The sequence below is a fragment of the Hathewaya limosa genome (genome assembly GCF_030815255.1).
Lineage (GTDB): Bacteria > Bacillota > Clostridia > Clostridiales > Clostridiaceae > Hathewaya > Hathewaya limosa.
Genome location: NZ_JAUSWN010000016.1, coordinates 43,775 through 60,527 on the forward strand (window position 1 = coordinate 43,775; position 16,753 = coordinate 60,527).

Here is a 16,753-nt window from a genome sequence, read left to right on the forward strand (position 1 = left end):
TCCCCTAAACTTTAATCTCATATCTAAACTTGTTCTATTATATATGATTTATAATTCCATAAATTAATCTATCTTCAAATGCATCTGTTCTTTTATTATAAGCTGAACTTTCCTTAAAACCCTCTTTCTTAAATCCAAGTTTCATATTTAATTTATTTGATGCAATATTTTCAGGATGAACTACTGCCTCTATTTATTGCTTTTAAAATATTCATAACATAACTCCCTTATATTTCTTGAACATTATTTATGCACTGATTAACTAAATTTGTATACTTATTAACTAAGTTTTATTTATCAATTATAACATATTTCTGAAAATTCATACTTATTTTGATATAACTTTATAAAAAAATAAGATGACTTCCGCTAAATACGGAAATCATCTTATCATATCTAATCTCTTGAATTAGGATATAATTTAAATCCTATTTTTCTTCTTTAGTAGATGGAAGAATTACTTCAACCTCAGAATGTGGTCTTGGGATTACGTGAACTGATACTAATTCTCCAACACGTTGTGCAGCAGCAGCACCAGCATCTGTAGCAGCTTTAACAGCTCCAACATCTCCTCTAACCATAACAGTTACAAGTCCGCCTCCAACATATTCTTTACCTATTAAATATACGTTTGCAGCTTTAACCATAGCGTCTGCAGCCTCAATTGATCCTATTAAACCTTTAGTTTCTATCATTCCTAGTGCATCAAATTTCATTTTAAAATCCTCCTAAAATATCTTTTTATATTTTTTATATATTAAAATTTTTATTTATAAACTTAATTTTTTTATTTTACTATAATTACTTTTGTTTTTGGGTTAATGCACATTGCATTAGCTTCTTCAATATCAAGATGGCATTCAAGTTTTGAAGTATCATTAGCTCTAACAACTACATTGTTGTATATTCCGCCTCTTAAGTCTTCAACTTTTATTGATACTACTTCTCCATCATGTACACCTAAGTTTTTAGCATCTTCTGGTGTCATATGAATATGTCTTTGAGCAACTATTAATCCTTCTTCGATTTGAACAGATCCTTTTGGACCAACTAATGTTACTCCAGGTGTTCTGCATAAATCTCCAGATAATTTTACATGTGGCATTGCACCAAGTTTAATGCAATCTCCAACCATTACCTCTACCTGAGTTTTACTTCTTGCTGGTCCTAAAACTCTAACTCTTTCAATTGCACCTTTTGGTCCACAAATTGTTAGAATTTCATTACAAGCATATTGTCCTGGTTGAGATAAATCTTTAAGTTTTGAAAGTTGATAACCTTGACCAAAAAGAATTTCTACATCTCTTTCTGAAAGGTGTACATGTCTATTAGAAATTCCTACTGGAATACCAGATGAATCTTTTTCACATGTATTACTTGCTTCTTTACATTTAACAGCTTCTAGTAGAAGCTTTAAAACCTCTTCGTAATTTTCCATTAGTTTGCCCCCTTCATAGCAGCAACTATTTGGTTAACTAGGCTTAAAAGCTGTTCATTGTCTGGATTTTCTTCAGTACAAGTGTTTTCAGTACAACAATTGTTAGATTTATTTAAAGCTTGTGCAGCAGCTGCAATTTCAGCTGGGCTCATGCTCATAAACTGATTTTGAGCTCCGTGACAATTTGGAGCAGTTTTTATACAATTGAAAGTTGGATCATTAGATGCTAATGTTGCACAATCTTTTATACCATAAGCAACTTTCTTTTTATTTATAAGGTGTTCTGGAGTAACGTTCTCAGATACTGAACTTCCGCCCCATGTACCACAGCCTAGAGTAAATGCTGGAGCAAGACCTGTGCTTGCACCTGTTCCACCTTGAGTTCCACCAGTGTTAACAAGTATACGAGAAGCTGGCATCTTAGCAAACTCCATAACTACATTTCTATCTTCAGTATGTAAACTCATTGTATGACCAATTCCGTTTTGAAGTAATTGAACACTTAACTCACTTGCTTCTTTGCAATCTTTTACTGTATAGAATGCAAGAACTGTTGTAAGTTTTTCATAAGATAATGGGTAACCATCACCTACACCATTTTGTTTTCCAATAAGTACTTTAGTACCTTGTGGAACTGAGAAACCAGCAGCAGTTGCAATAACTTGTGCGCTTCTTCCAACAAATTTAGCGTTCATAGCGTGTCCATTTTTGAATAATAAACTACAAACTTTGTTAGTTTCTTCTTCAGTCATGAAATATCCGCCTTGTTTTTGTAACTCATTAACAACAGCATCATAATTGCACTCTTCACAAATAATTGATTGTTCTGAAGCACAGATTGTACCATTGTCAAAAGTTTTACTTGCCATAATGTTTGTTACAGCTTGCTTTACATCAGCAGTTCTTTCTATGTATGCTGGAGAGTTTCCTGCACCAACACCGATAGCTGGTTTTCCTGAACTATATGCAGCTTTAACCATTCCTGGACCACCTGTAGCTATTATTATAGCAACTTCTGGGCTCTTCATTAATTCATTTGTAGCTTGAATTGTTGAAAGTGTTATAGTACTAATAACATCTTCTGGTGCACCAGCTTCAATAGCTGCATCTCTCATTAATTCAACTGCTTTAACTGTACATTTTGCAGCTGATGGATGTGGTGCGAATACTATTGCATTACGTGATTTAATTGCAATCATAGATTTGAAAATTGCAGTAGATGTTGGGTTTGTTGAAGGTACTATACCCATAACTAAACCAACTGGATCAGCAACTTCTATAGTTCTATTTTCTTTATCTTCATTAATTATACCTATAGTCTTCATATCTTTAATTGAATCATATAGTACAGTAGCTGCTAAGTGATTTTTGAAAGTTTTATCTTCAACTTTACCAAATCCTGTTTCCTCAACTGCCATTTGTGCTAAACAAGCAGCATTTTCTTCTGCAACTCTTACCATGTTACGTAAAATTTTATCAATTTGTTCTTCTGTAAAAGTAGCTATTTTATCAGTTGCTATTTTTCCACGTCTAGCAAGCTCTCTTGCTTGTTGTATTGAACGTAAATCTTTATCAAAGTTTTCCATATTCCTTTACTTCCTTTCGTAAATCTTACAATATCTAATTTTTCTCGTAATATAATTTGAATTTTGAAATTAGTAATTTTTTACCGGCTTTTGAAATTGCTCTGCCTTTAATTACAAAATCCTCATACTCACGAGCTAGATTTCTAAGTTTAACCACTTTTAGATTAGATAATAGTGAAATAGCTTTTTCCATACCATTTTCGTGTACTAAATTATCTACATCTTCTTTGTGTAAGTTTTCTAATTTTGACTTGTGTAGTTTATCTACATCCACATCTAATACATTGGATTTTGATTCTTCTATATTATCTTCATTGACATCTTCCGAATCTTTTAGATTATCTAATTCTTCTACAACTTCTATATCTGTTGTATCTTCTAGATTATCTATTTCTACTATATCTTCTACATTTTCTGCATCTTCTATAGCTTCATCCTCATTAGATGATGGATCTTCTAAAGTTTCTGGTGGATTAGGATTCTTAGGTCCAATTATGCTTTCCACTTCCTTATGAAGAGATGGAATTACATGTTCTGAAATTAAAAGACTTTCATCTAGTTTTCTTATAGCTGCTACTCCTGATTCTACAGCAGCTTTTACTGCACCTACATCTCCAGTAACTGAAATAGTAACTAACCCGCCACCTACATAAGTTTTTTCAAGAATACTTACATCCGCTGATTTTACCATTGTATCGGCTGCTTCAACGGCTGCAAGCAATCCTTTTGTTTCTATTAAACCAAGCGCTTGCATAGGTTAATCCTCCTAATCTTCTATAAAAGATCCGCCCAATTTGCTGGATATGTTGTATAGAATACTCTAGCCTTATCTGGAGAACCCCAAACAACTTTAGAACCTGATGGTACAAATAATACATCTCCAGGATAAGCTGTATAAGTCTTGCCATTGATTTCAACTGTTAAAGTTCCTTCAATAACATAGTCAATTTCCTCATAAGTTAATTCCCATTCGAATTTTGAATCTTCAATAATTAAAAATCCAGCACTCATCTTTGATTCTTCTTTGTTTACTAACTCTTGGAATTGTACCTTTGCATCTGGATTACCAGTATCAAATACATCCATCTTTACTGAACTTCCTCTAACAACTTTAAGTCCACTATCATCACATTCAGCTGTAAATGGAAGTTTACTTTGTTGTAAATATTGAAGCATTTCTTGTAAAAATCCTTTATCCATCATTGCCTTAAAGAACTTAACTAATGTTTCAGTGTCAAATCCATCTATGCTTGGCATTTTGTTTCCTATTGAAGGTTCTACTTTAGGAGCTGGAGCCTCACTTGTGAAAACTATTCCATTATTTACTGCAAGTTCCTTTGCTGATGGTGTAATGATTTCACTACCATCTATGTAAAGAACCTTTTTTTCATTTAAGATTAATGCCTCAATGTCTTTTGCACAAATTAATTTTCTCATGTTGTCACATCCTTTCAAGTAATACTGCATCTATAAAAAATCCTAAAATACTTTAATTATTTTAAGAAAGATTGTATTCTAACCAAAATTGCAATCGTCATCGATTATTCCGACTACAACTGCATCTACAGGAATATCTATACCACCTAACATTTTACGAGCAGATGATCCAGTACTAACAATAACTCTATCGCCAATACCTGCACCTATAATATCAACAACAATCATTCTACGACCTAAATATTTCCCACCAATTTCTTCGGCAAGCATGAACTTTAGTCCGTTAAGAGAATCTACTTTCTTAGTCGACCATATATTATTAACAAGTTTTGCTGCTATCATATTGCTTTTACCTCTTTCATTTTTAGTTTAATTTCATCTAATGCTGCTTGAACTGATGACGTATCACCAAAAATACCAAGTAAAACCATATGTTGAGGACATGTCCCTTTAATATCTTCAACGGTAACCCCAAATGCTTTCTCTGCAATATCTGCAGCATAAATCATATCTATAAGTTTACCTTGAACAAGTCCTATTGCATCAACACTTTCTAAATCACATTTAGAATTTACACCCATTCGTCTTTTGAGAATCTCTTTAGTATTATTAGAAGGTGACTTTATAATTCTAAAATCCAATTCTAATCATTCTCCTTATTCATCTATAATATCTTGTGTACAGCTTAATGCTATTCCAAGTGGTGTAACAAACATAGGATTTTTAGGTTTGTGAGTGTATACTCCTGTTTGTTTTTGAACAATTTCTTCAATTCCTTTTAAACAACAAGTACCACCTACTAAAGAAATTTCTTTAACATCGTAATCTTTAATATGTTTATTAATGATTGATGAAACCTTCTCAACTACTGGCTTTAATACTGGTAAAATTTCTTTATGATTTTTACTATCTCTTTTAAATTCATCTGCTTCTTTAAAAGGCATATTATAAGCTCCTGAAAGAACTAATGAAAAATGAGTACCACCTGTAGGTTCATCTACAACTGAAACAACCTTCCCATCTTCTAAAACAGATATTCCAGTTGTTCCACCACCAATATCTACAACTGCACCATTATTAATTTTAAGTACATTATTTGCAGCGGTAGGTTCATCTAAAAGACATGTCAATTCAAATCCTGCTGCTTGAACAACGTTCTTAATTGCTCCAGAATCTAATGCATCTGTTCCTGGTGGAATTGCAGCAGCGGCATAAAGTAATTCTGTATTTAATTTTTCTTCAATTTCCTGCTTAAGTTCCCTAACAATTCTTATAGCTCCAATATAGTCAACAACCATACCGTCACGAACTACATCGGCATATCTATATGCACCAGCAACCGGCTTATAGTTTTCATCTAAAACAGCTAATACTACACAAGCAGTACCTAAATCCACCCCTGTATAATAAACAGAAGATTTTTTTACGATCGGCTTTTTTATAACTTCTTCAAATTTTTGAACCATCTTATCGCAATATTCAAAAGTTACATTCTTTTTTGACATTCTTTTCCTCCTACTGCTAAACAAATTAATTGAGATAATGAATTAATTATTGAATTAATATTACCCATAATTCTGTTTTTTAAGTTCTCATCATCACTTTGATATGTGTCAATTATTTCAAACTCTAATTCTCTTAATGAACAACGAAGTGCATTCATTTTTAAGATCGCATTACTTTTTTCTAGTTGCATATGAAATTCTGTTATTTCGAAACAATCATCAAGATCATCTCTGAAATTTAAAGAATCCATTCCCGTACATTCTTTACAATAAATAGGTTCAAGAATCCCATTACCGTCTATAACATTTCTGACATTAGATATTTTTCTCTTTAAACTTATAATATGTTGTGATATAATGATGTCTTCTTTTAAGATTTCACTACTAGTAATAAGAAATGCTGCTTCTATAGACTTTAATTTATAAGAAAGTCTCTTATTTAAATTAAAACTACTGCTTTTTACTTCTTTTACTATTTCTTTTACTACTTCCTCTTTTACTACTTCTTTAGGCGTTTCTTGTATTATTTGTGTCTCTTTATTTTGAGAAACCTTTTTATTTACTATTGATGATTCAGTATCTTCTCTAGTAATTTTTATTCTCTTGTCAGACAAATACTCAGCTGCTCCAGGGGTAAGACGCTGTCCTTGTTTTAATGTGTAGACTTCAAAAGGTTCTTCTCTATATACATCCCTCAAATACTTTTCGGTAATAAATTTAATCATTGACCTTTACTCCTCATCCTTTTTAAATAAATACTTTTTTAAAGCATCAAATCCTTTTGCCATTGGAAAACTAATATGAAAATATGGCTCTGATACCCCTATGTTCTTTAACTGTGTTAAACATTTCTTTTCATTCTCAGGCATTAAGTCACATTTAGTTATAACCCCAATTACCGGGCATTTAAAAGACTTTGCAAATCCAGGAGAGTATATCTCAGTACAATTAGACTGGTCAACCAGTATAAGTACATAAGATGCATTTTGTGCTGTAGCAATTATATGCTTATACATCCATGCATTTTCTATATAAGGGCCTGGAACATCAATGGTATTTTTACCATATCTTATGTCTTGTGTCCGCTTTAAAGGACCATCATAATCGTTTAATGCATTGACTATTGTGGTTTTACCAGACCTTGAAGGACCTATTACCATTATGCGCTTTTTTCTCATGTTCTTGTAATGGGAGCTGGAGTAAATCCAAGCATCTTGCTTAGCGTATCATTTACTGCAACAATTGCTGTTTCAACACTCTGAACATCACCATTTATTACAACAGAACCTGTAAAACGATCAAGAAATCCAATTTCAACATTAGAAGCCTTGGTAGCAATGTCTGCCGCAATAATAGCAGTTTCAAAAGGAGAAAGAGTTAATATACCTATTGCCCCTTTTTCATCAATTCCAAGACGATCATATATATCAGACATTGGTGATGCAATGATATGAGCTATAGTAATTTGCTTTCCTGGTACTGTTTCTTGTATAACACGCTGTATATCTTTATCAAAAAAATCCCCCATAACCCTTACCTTCCATCTTATTATTTATTTAAAAATTATTTAGTGACGGATTACCTTTACATCTAAATCGTATTTCTTAATCCATCCTTCTATTCTATCTAAATCTTCACTCTTTAAGCTTGGATCACCCTCTATAGGATATTCCATTCCTAATTGGTTGTATTTATTTACACCCATTTTATGATATGGAAGTAAATCAATACCTTTAAAGTTTTTGTAATCCTTATATGGTACTAAAAATTCCATAGTCTTTTCTATTTCATCTTGTGAATCGTTTATACCTTTAAGTAGAGGCATACGAATCTTTACATTGTATTTTCTACGAAGTAATTCTTGAAGATTTTCTAAAATTTGTTCGTTTCTTACACCTGTTAACTCAAAGTGTGTTTGGGAATCAATATGTTTAACATCAAATAGGAATAAGTCTGTGAACTCTGCAACCTTAAGTATTGTTTCTAGTTTAGTATAACCACAAGTTTCAATAGCAGTGTTTATACCTTCTTGCTTACATGCCATTAATAAACTACATGCTGCTTCAGGTTGCATTAAAACTTCACCACCGCCTAATGTAACTCCACCACCAGACATTTCATAAAAAGTTCTATCTTCTTCTACAATCTCTAGAAGTTCAGATATAGTTTTTACTTCTCCAACTATTGATAAAGCAGATTTAAGACAGGCCTCTTTACACTTACCACATCCAATACAATCGATATTACGATTAACTTCATGTTTTAAAGTTTCATTAGATATAGTATGTATTCCAACAGGACAAACGGAAACACAAGCTCCACAATCAACACACATATTTCTTTTAAACATAACTCTTGGTTTTCTAACCATTCCTTCAGGATTTGCACACCATTTACATCTTAAAGGGCATCCTTGAAAGAATACTAAAGTTCTTATTCCATCACCATCATACATGTTATATTTTTGTATGTTAAAAATCGTAGCTTTTCGTTCAAGTATACCTAAATTTCCATTACTCATATTTTCATTCTCCAGTTTTATTTACCTTAAATCTTAATATTTTATAATCTGCAGTCTACAGAACACTGCTGTAGACTGCAAATTTTATACTAATTTAAGGTATCTATTCTATCTAATTTTTCTTAATTAAAAGTGATTAAGTACTGTTCTACTGATGATTTCATCCTGAACATCCTTACATAACTCAACGAAGAATGCACTGTATCCAGCAACACGAACAATTAAATCACGATATTGCTCTGGGTGTTTTTGTGCTTCAATTAATGTCTTGTTATCTAAGTAGTTAAATTGCATTTCTCCAAGTTGAAGAGCACATGCACTACGTAGTAATGTAATAAGTCCTTGTTCACCTTCTGGTGTATCAAGAAGACCAGCTACTAACTTGAAGTTATGAACCATACCTATGTTCATGTCTTCACAACACATTTTAGAAACAGATTTTATTATAGAAGTAGGTCCTTTAAAGTCTGCTCCTTGTGTTGGACTGATACCATCTGATAAAGGTAACCATGCTCTACGTCCGTTTGCAGAAGCACCAGTTATTTGTCCAAATGGAGTGTTATTTGAGATTGATAATGTACCATGGCTAAGTACTGAATATAATGTCTTATATTTACGGTGCTCGCCTTCAGTAAAGTGAATTAAGTCAGCAGCAATTAAATCTGCATAGTCATCATCGTTACCGTATTTAGGTGCATCTAAACAATCTTTTCTTAATTGCTCATATCCAACGAAATCAGCTTTTAAAGCTTCGTTCATTTCTTGTAAAGTGTATTTCTTCTCATCGAATACTAATTTCTTTATAGCTGCCATAGAGTCTGTATAAGTAGCAAGACCACTCCATACTACTCCAGGTCCGAAGTTATACATAGCTCCGCCTGCTTCTACGCCTCTACCTTTTTCCATACATCCTTCATACATCATAGACATAAGTGGCTTTGGTGCAAGATCTTTATGAACACGTTGAGAAATTACTGTAGCAACACTTGTCCATTTAGTGATGTATTTAATTTGCTCTTTAACAGCTGCATCGAACTGTTCAAAAGTTTTAAATTGACTTAAATCTCCTAAGTCTGGACATACTTGCTTACCATACCATAATGGTACACCATGGTTAAGAACAAGCTCTATACATATAGGCCATTGAGTATATCCTGTAGAAGTCCATTGATATAATCTTCCTGCTTTTTGAGGCTCAACGCATCCCATTAAGCAGTAATCTCTTGCGTCTTCTATAGAACATCCTTTAGCTAACATCATTTTTATATGAACATCGTCAAAGTGACATGCTGGGAATCCCATACCTGCACGAATAACGTCAACTATCTTCTTAAGATATTTTTGTGGTGATCCTTTGTGGATACGACATGCTAAAGATGGTTGATAGATTTTAACGTGACGAACAGCATCCATTAATAAGTATGTTAATTCGTTTGTAGCATCACGACCTTCTCTAGTTACACCACCTAAACACATGTTTACGAATGGCTGATAACCTGCGAAGAACTTAGAAGCTCCTTCACTTGTTAACCACATCATTTCAGACATTTTTATAAGCATACAACCTGCTAATTCAAATGCTTCACAATCAGTCATACGACCTGCTTCAACATCAGCTTTGTAGAATGGGTACATATATTGGTCAACACGTCCTATAGACATACCTGTTTGGTTTTCTTCAACTACAAGTAATGATTCTATAGTCCAAACTGCTTGAATTGCTTCCCAGAAATTGCTTGGCTTATGTGCTGGAACTCTAGCGTTTACTTCAGAAATCTTTAAAAGTTCTGCTTTACGCTTAGGGTTAGTTTCTTTTGCAGCAAGTTCTGCAGCATAATCTGACATACGTTTAGCATATATCATAACACCTTCAGCAGTATCGATTAATGACTTATAGAAGTATATTTTTTCAATATCTTCTGGTCTTTCATAATCAAGTTCAGTTAATTTTTCTTCTGCTTCTCTTTTTATGTCAAGCATACCTTTTTTCATTAGGATAACATCATATCCTGGGTTAGAGTCTCCTCCACCATTTGTTGCGTGGTATGAACAATCTGAAACGAAAGATTCTCCTGAAAGTTCCCATACTCCAGCTTCACGATATTGGCTCTCACAGTATTCATCAACTGATTGACCTTTCCAGAATGGGAATAACTCTTCACGCATGATCTTCTTATCTTCTTCAGAAATATAGAATGGATCTTGTGCACGAGTTGATATTGTATCAATTTCTTCTTCCATCCATCTCCAAGCTATATCAGGAGAAAATGCTCCTGCACGTGGTTTTCCGTTTGGTGCACCAACGATAAGCTCATGATCTTGGATTACTAATGGTGCAGTTTCACAGCAGTGCTTGAAACATTTACCACGTAAAACTGACTTAGGCATACCTGGATTTTGTTTAGCTATTTCAGTAATAGCTCTTGCTCTATGAGTTGTGATTGATGGAACATGCTTTAAGTAGTTTTGCTTTAACTTAACTAAACGCTCTGTCATTCCTTCTGGAATTTCACCATTGTTATTATCACATGCAACATTGCTAGGTTGAGTTTCTTCTTTCATTATGTCTGTAGAAACTTTAGCAAACATCTTCATTAAACCTTCACGTTCTTCTTCAGACATGTTTTTAGTAGCTTCCATAAATTTAGCTGCAAATGTATTTGAAAAGTTATTTATATCCACTTTACTCCCTCACATTCTTCAAAATATTTCATATATTAAATATGATTTTTTATTTTATATTCTTTAATACCTTTTTTAAAATACTCTCTAATAATTTATAACTATCTATTTCTTTTGCTTCTGATATATCACTTAAAGTTGTAGAATTATAGTATTCCTTACTCTCTACTATACTAGTGATTTCATCTACGCTTCTAACTCCATATCCTACTTTACGTATATATACTAAGTTCATTGGTGAAACGTTATCAGAAGTCATTCCTTGACCTGCAGAACCGCTTCCTAAGGTCATTGAAGGAAATAAATTTGTAGTTCCTCCCATACTTCCAAAAGTTCCTGCTGTATTAACAAGTACTCTACCAACTGGTTTCTTTAGTATAAATTGTTCAATAACCGCTTCATCTTTAGAATGTATAACAAGTGTATGTCCATATCTCTCTGTAAGTAATAATTCTATACATTTTTCACAAGCATGCATCCAATCATCCTCTATATAAAAAGCTAAAACAGGGGAAAGCTTTTCTCTAGAATAAGGATTCTTTTTAGACGCAAAGCGTTGATTAGAAATAAGTACTTTTACATTGTCTGATACACTAAACCCAGCTTTCTTAGCTAAGAATTGAGCTGATTTACCGATCATCTCCAAATCATAACTTCCATCTTTATTGAAAAGAATTGAACCTAAATTTTCAGATTCTTCTTCTGTCATAAAGTATCCACCATTTTTAAGGAACTCTTGTTTTACCTCTGCTGCTATACAACTATCAACAACAATTGATTGTTCAGCTGCAGAAACAACTCCATAATCAAAACTTTTGCTATTGATAATATCTTTAACAGCTTGTGGTATGTCAGCAGTACGTTCTATGAATGCTGGACCATTTCCATTGCCGCCATAAATTACTGGCTTACCAGATTTATAAGCTGCATCAAGCATTTCTGGAACTCCTGTATTTATTATAAGAGCAGTATCTTTATGATTCATAAGTTCTAATGAACCACTTGTAGTTACTGTATGCAAATATGTAAGCGCTCCTTCTGGAAGTCCTACTCCCTCAGCAGCCCTAATTAAAATATCAATCGTCTTGCAAATTACATCTTTAGCTCTTGGATGAGGTGAAAATATAATTGCATTTCCTGATTTAATTGCTATTAAAGCATTATATATTGTAGTAGATACAGGACTAGTTGATGGGCAAAAGCCTATTATGACCCCCATTGGTACTCCAACGTCTTTTGTCCTATTTATTTTATCTTCATTGATAATACCTACACATCTCATGCCTTTAAGTCTGTTTTTTAGGTATTTGCATATAAAGTGGTTTTTGATATATTTATCTTCCCACTTTCCATATTCAGTTTCTTCATTAGACATTCTTGCAAGTTCTTTTAAATGTTTTTCAACTTCTTCAGTCATACGCTCAACTATTTCATCAAGCTTTTCCTGTGGAAAAGTTGCTAATTTTTTTTGTGCCTCGCGAGCATTTTCAACAAGGATCCTAGCTTCTTGCATGGAGAGTAAATCGTTATCAATAATATTAATATTCATTTTTCTCTCTCCTTTTCTTAAAAAAATTCATTTTTTTATTCTGTTGCAAACTCTTTAATTGAATAACGTTGAATTATTTTCTCAAGATGTTCATGTGGACTTGGAATAACTACTGAGCTATAAAGATTTCCGCCTTCCATTGCATTAACTGCTGCAATACCAGCTTCAACTGCCGTCTTACAAGCACCAACGTCACCACGTACAAGTACAGATATATAACCTGATGCAACGTTCTCATAACCTATTAATTCAACATCTGCTGATTTACACATAGCATCCGCTGCTTCTAGTGCAAAAACTAGGCCAAAAGTTTCAACCATTCCTAAAGCTTTATATCTTGCCATAAATCTATATCTCCTTTCCCTCTTATGCGTCTATATCGTGTACTGAAACGATATCCCCTACTTCTCTAATAGGACGTGGCATAACATTATGAGCTGTTAAAGTCCCAATAGCCGCTGCAGCCTTAGCTCCTGCTTCTACTGCTGATTTTACTGCTCCAACATCTCCTTTTACCATAATAGTTACAAGAGTTGAACCAATATTTTCATAAGAAATTAACTCTACGTTAGCTGCTTTAAGCATTTTATCAGCTGCCTCAAGTGCTGGCGCTAATCCTACTGTTTCTATAAGTCCTAAAGCCTCTTCTCCATAATATCTCATTTTTATTTCCTCCTCCCTTTTTCTCTTAATCAAATATATTTATTAATTTTTAATTAATCTGGGATATATTTATTAATTGTAGCTGCACCCTCTGCATGTGCATGATAATAAACCCTTAGTTCTCTATTTGTATCTAAATCAAATCTTGTTTCTTCTATAAGACCATTTGCTTCTGCTGTTAATAAAGCATTAATTACAGCTTTCTTTTTAAGTGCTTTAAAGTTTCCATATTCACCTTTTAATGCTTCTATAACATCATCAGCACATGCTTCATCTACTTTAGTAAAATATTTTAAAATTGCATAATTAAGAGGTTTCATTTATACTTCCTCCTTCTTTTTTCTAAATAAATCAAGTGGATTCATAGAAATTGTAAGAATACCAATCATCATTACTACTGCTCCAACCCAAGCGATAACTGGTAATGACCATCCATCCATTCCGCCATATACACCTAATACTAATAGACAGAATAATGGTCCGAAGAATGAATATGTACCATTACATGCAGTTCCAAGTCCTGCTCCACACATACTGTTTGCAGCATACCAAGACATAAATGTCATAAATGATAAAAGACCACTTAAAACAAACCAAATCATTGCTGGACCACTTGTAAATGCTTGTACAGCAAGATCAACTGAAATATTAACTCCGCCAGCTATTACTGAAAATACTGGAACTAATATAAATAAATTTGATATACCTGATGTTACTTGACGAATACAAATACCGATTTCTGGATCGATCATTGCTGAACCATATCCAGCTACACAGCCTTCAAATCCCCAACCAAGAGCTGCAATAACAGCTATTAAAAGTCCAAGTAAAGTTTTTGATGAAACTGCTCCAGCAAAACCTGTACTACCAATTAAAAAGCTAGCACATACACATATTAAAATTCCAAATGCCATACGTTTATTTAATTCTTGTTTATATAATATCTTACCTAATATTGCGGCTATAGCAGGACAAAGAGCTGAAATCGGAACAACTATTGAACCGGCCATTTGAAGAGCTACAACATAAGCAGTACCTGCAACAGGTCCCCCTATAAGCGCTGCAACTATCATTATTCTTCCTGGTTTTGTATTAATACATCTTAAAAAGTCTCTAAACTTACCTTTAACCATTGCATATAAAAGAGCCCAAACTGCACTACATGTATCATTTATTGCATTACCAAGAGCTGCAAGTAAATAAGCTACAACGAATGCTGATAAACCGGCTGTATTTTTACCATACCAGTCACCCCAAACTCCTTTAGTCATACCCATTGTTAGGAATGCTGTATATAATCCATACGCAAGTCCTGAAAATAAAGCTAATGATATACCTTTTTTGAAGAAATCACTTGTTAATTTCTTCTTTGCAACAACTGCTTCTAAGCTTACTTTTTTTGAATCTCCATTCATAAAAATAAAACTCCTTTCTTTTAGAAAATTAATAATACCCATTTATACTTTTTATCTTATTTAGGTATAAACTTTTTAATATGATGTACATTAATACATTACTTTGGGATATAACCACCTGCATTGCAGATGGACCTTGTCTTTAATTCAAAAATATTATGAATAAAAATTTATAATAAGCATAAGTTAAGATTGTTATAAGTTGGTTTACTATATATTTAAATTATTGAATACCTGTTCATTCTCTATCTCGTAGTTGTTTTAATCTTAATTAAATTATATTCCTTTCCCTATAGGGTAGGGTCAAGATGTATTTACTAAAATGTTTTAAAATTTAATACCATAGTTATACTTTAAATTTATAAATCCGCATTAAATCTTTATTTATCTAGTAATCAAGAGTTTCTTGAATATACTGAACATATAGGGTTTCTGGATATATATAGCAATTTTATAGTATTAATAGTGTATTCAATTTAATTTTTCTTTAACTATATTGCATTTTTTTTAACGAAAATAATACTGTAATGCAATACTACTTTACCCTTAGAGTAATGTTTTTATTATTTTTCTCTTTTTTTACTTATTTATAAATCCATTTTTTAGATATTATTGTCATTAATGGTTGAAAAAGTTTACTATTTATCATATAAATTTCATATAATTATTAGATTGTTTAAAAATAATTAAATTATTCTAACATTTAACACCAATTAAGGTTTCATTTTACATTAAAATCATATAATAAGAAAGCTAAGTATTAAACTTAGCTTTCTTATTATAGACATTTTTTTTATAAACATTTTTTTTGTTAATCTTAACTATAACTTCAGTAACAAATTTATCTGTATTCTTAGTAGTCCAATAATCTGTTACATATCTTTCATAACATTCCTTTGAACAGACATAACCATGTTTATTGGTCCACTCTTCTATTTTTTTATACGTTTCATTAATTGTTTCATGTGAACCTATATGATAACAAGTTGCTGCCATCCATCCTCCAAATTCTGTACTTAATTCCTCTTTACACTTTGTAATTGTCTCTTGCATTATTCTAGCTTTGTTACATGTTCCATTCATTTTATCTTTACAGGATGGAAAACCTATTATTACAGGTCCAATTATAGCATTACTTATGCTAAATATGTAATTTGTAAATTCTATATTAATTACTGAATCCATATAATCATATTGGAAGTCTTGATCTAAAAACACCAATGTGCGGTTATCTATATACTTTACAGTTACATCACAAATATTATTTTCGATCACCATTTGCGCTTCTAATATAAGGTCATACCAATCTTTAACCGATCTTATTTTTAAATCTATCTCTTTTTCAAGTTCCTTTAATTCATCAATTTTATTTCTAAAACTCTCATGAAAAACTTCGTAGCTTGCCCCTTCCAAAAATGATTTCATTTCTTCAAGCTTAAATCCACTTTGCTTATAATATTTTATTATAGGTACCAATAATAAAGTATCTTTACTATAATATCTATAACCATTTTCATCAGACACTTTATCAGGTGATAATATGTTCATTTTGTCATAGTATCTTAATGCTTTTTTTGTTATTTTACATATTTCTCCAACTTTTCCTATTGAATATAGTTCATCTTTCATATAAACTCTCCTTCTCTTTATCCTATCTCAACTCAGTTAAAAGTAACGGAAATACATTATTTTATAATGCAACATTAGATATTTATGTTTCAAAAATTGTTTTATAGTTCTTATATATGTATAGTAATATTTACGAAAATTTAGCATTAAATATTATATAAATTGCTTAAAATACTCATTTAAATAAAGAATTATATATAATTTAATTAAATAACTTAAATACTATTATTATGCACTGTTAAATTTCATATTATATCATTTATATAAAAAAGAAACTTCTCCAGTATGTAAAGTTCTTTATTTTTATATGTAATTTAACTTATATAAA

19 protein-coding genes are annotated in these 16,753 nt (G+C 32.1%); all 19 read right to left on the reverse strand.

The genetic code is table 11. From position 1 onward, the window contains the following. Window positions 1–428 precede the first annotated feature (428 nt). The 19 genes from eutM to QOZ93_RS09915 all read right to left on the reverse strand — a co-directional run bounded on the left by eutM (window position 429) and on the right by QOZ93_RS09915 (window position 16,425). Window positions 429–716, reverse strand: coding sequence for an ethanolamine utilization microcompartment protein EutM (gene eutM / locus QOZ93_RS09825; RefSeq protein ID WP_111943255.1), 288 nt, complete (start codon window positions 714–716; stop codon window positions 429–431). Between the two features lie 71 nt (window positions 717–787). After that, window positions 788–1,438, reverse strand: a complete 651-nt coding sequence (locus tag QOZ93_RS09830; RefSeq protein ID WP_307356112.1) for a phosphate propanoyltransferase — start codon at window positions 1,436–1,438, stop codon at window positions 788–790. Beyond that, window positions 1,438–3,024 (reverse strand): acetaldehyde dehydrogenase (acetylating), encoded by a 1,587-nt coding sequence (locus QOZ93_RS09835; protein ID WP_307356113.1) that lies wholly within the window; start codon window positions 3,022–3,024, stop codon window positions 1,438–1,440. The genes QOZ93_RS09830 and QOZ93_RS09835 overlap by 1 nt, the downstream gene beginning before the upstream one ends. Before the next feature lie 34 nt (window positions 3,025–3,058). Further along, the gene (locus QOZ93_RS09840; RefSeq protein ID WP_307356115.1) at window positions 3,059–3,778 is read right to left on the reverse strand and encodes a BMC domain-containing protein; all 720 of its coding nucleotides are present in this window, start codon (window positions 3,776–3,778) and stop codon (window positions 3,059–3,061) included. Window positions 3,779–3,798: 20 nt separating this feature from the next. After that, a complete protein-coding gene (locus QOZ93_RS09845) occupies window positions 3,799–4,461 on the reverse strand; it encodes a cupin domain-containing protein (protein WP_307356116.1) in 663 nt (220 codons plus the stop codon). Window positions 4,462–4,539: 78 nt separating this feature from the next. After that, the gene (locus tag QOZ93_RS09850) at window positions 4,540–4,803 is read right to left on the reverse strand and encodes a EutN/CcmL family microcompartment protein (RefSeq protein WP_111943265.1); all 264 of its coding nucleotides are present in this window, start codon (window positions 4,801–4,803) and stop codon (window positions 4,540–4,542) included. Further along, window positions 4,800–5,102 (reverse strand): BMC domain-containing protein, encoded by a 303-nt coding sequence (locus tag QOZ93_RS09855; protein ID WP_111943267.1) that lies wholly within the window; start codon window positions 5,100–5,102, stop codon window positions 4,800–4,802. Before QOZ93_RS09855 ends, QOZ93_RS09850 begins: the two co-directional genes overlap by 4 nt. Window positions 5,103–5,117: 15 nt before the next feature. Then, the gene (gene eutJ, locus QOZ93_RS09860) at window positions 5,118–5,966 is read right to left on the reverse strand and encodes an ethanolamine utilization protein EutJ (protein WP_307356117.1); all 849 of its coding nucleotides are present in this window, start codon (window positions 5,964–5,966) and stop codon (window positions 5,118–5,120) included. Beyond that, window positions 5,948–6,691 (reverse strand): cobalamin adenosyltransferase, encoded by a 744-nt coding sequence (locus QOZ93_RS09865; protein ID WP_307356118.1) that lies wholly within the window; start codon window positions 6,689–6,691, stop codon window positions 5,948–5,950. The genes eutJ and QOZ93_RS09865 overlap by 19 nt, the downstream gene beginning before the upstream one ends. 6 nt (window positions 6,692–6,697) lie before the next feature. Then, window positions 6,698–7,144: a EutP/PduV family microcompartment system protein gene (locus QOZ93_RS09870; protein ID WP_307356120.1), complete on the reverse strand. Its 447-nt coding sequence runs from the start codon at window positions 7,142–7,144 to the stop codon at window positions 6,698–6,700. Continuing rightward, complete coding sequence (locus QOZ93_RS09875; RefSeq protein ID WP_111943275.1) at window positions 7,141–7,494, reverse strand: BMC domain-containing protein; 354 nt, start codon at window positions 7,492–7,494, stop codon at window positions 7,141–7,143. The genes QOZ93_RS09870 and QOZ93_RS09875 overlap by 4 nt, the downstream gene beginning before the upstream one ends. Window positions 7,495–7,533: 39 nt before the next feature. Beyond that, on the reverse strand, window positions 7,534–8,487 hold the full coding sequence (cutD, locus tag QOZ93_RS09880) for a choline TMA-lyase-activating enzyme (protein WP_307356121.1): 954 nt from the start codon (window positions 8,485–8,487) through the stop codon (window positions 7,534–7,536). Between the two features lie 126 nt (window positions 8,488–8,613). After that, window positions 8,614–11,169: a choline trimethylamine-lyase gene (gene cutC / locus QOZ93_RS09885; protein WP_307356122.1), complete on the reverse strand. Its 2,556-nt coding sequence runs from the start codon at window positions 11,167–11,169 to the stop codon at window positions 8,614–8,616. 49 nt (window positions 11,170–11,218) lie between these two features. After that, the gene (locus tag QOZ93_RS09890) at window positions 11,219–12,712 is read right to left on the reverse strand and encodes an aldehyde dehydrogenase family protein (protein WP_307356140.1); all 1,494 of its coding nucleotides are present in this window, start codon (window positions 12,710–12,712) and stop codon (window positions 11,219–11,221) included. 41 nt (window positions 12,713–12,753) lie between these two features. Beyond that, on the reverse strand, window positions 12,754–13,062 hold the full coding sequence (locus QOZ93_RS09895; protein WP_307356123.1) for a BMC domain-containing protein: 309 nt from the start codon (window positions 13,060–13,062) through the stop codon (window positions 12,754–12,756). Between the two features lie 22 nt (window positions 13,063–13,084). Continuing rightward, entirely contained in the window at window positions 13,085–13,381 is a 297-nt protein-coding gene (locus QOZ93_RS09900; RefSeq protein WP_111943283.1) for a BMC domain-containing protein, read from the reverse strand. A gap of 53 nt (window positions 13,382–13,434) precedes the next feature. After that, complete coding sequence (locus tag QOZ93_RS09905; protein ID WP_307356124.1) at window positions 13,435–13,701, reverse strand: hypothetical protein; 267 nt, start codon at window positions 13,699–13,701, stop codon at window positions 13,435–13,437. Next, window positions 13,702–14,796: a hypothetical protein gene (locus tag QOZ93_RS09910; RefSeq protein WP_307356125.1), complete on the reverse strand. Its 1,095-nt coding sequence runs from the start codon at window positions 14,794–14,796 to the stop codon at window positions 13,702–13,704. Between the two features lie 753 nt (window positions 14,797–15,549). Further along, on the reverse strand, window positions 15,550–16,425 hold the full coding sequence (locus QOZ93_RS09915; RefSeq protein WP_307356126.1) for a MerR family transcriptional regulator: 876 nt from the start codon (window positions 16,423–16,425) through the stop codon (window positions 15,550–15,552). Window positions 16,426–16,753: the final 328 nt, after the last annotated feature.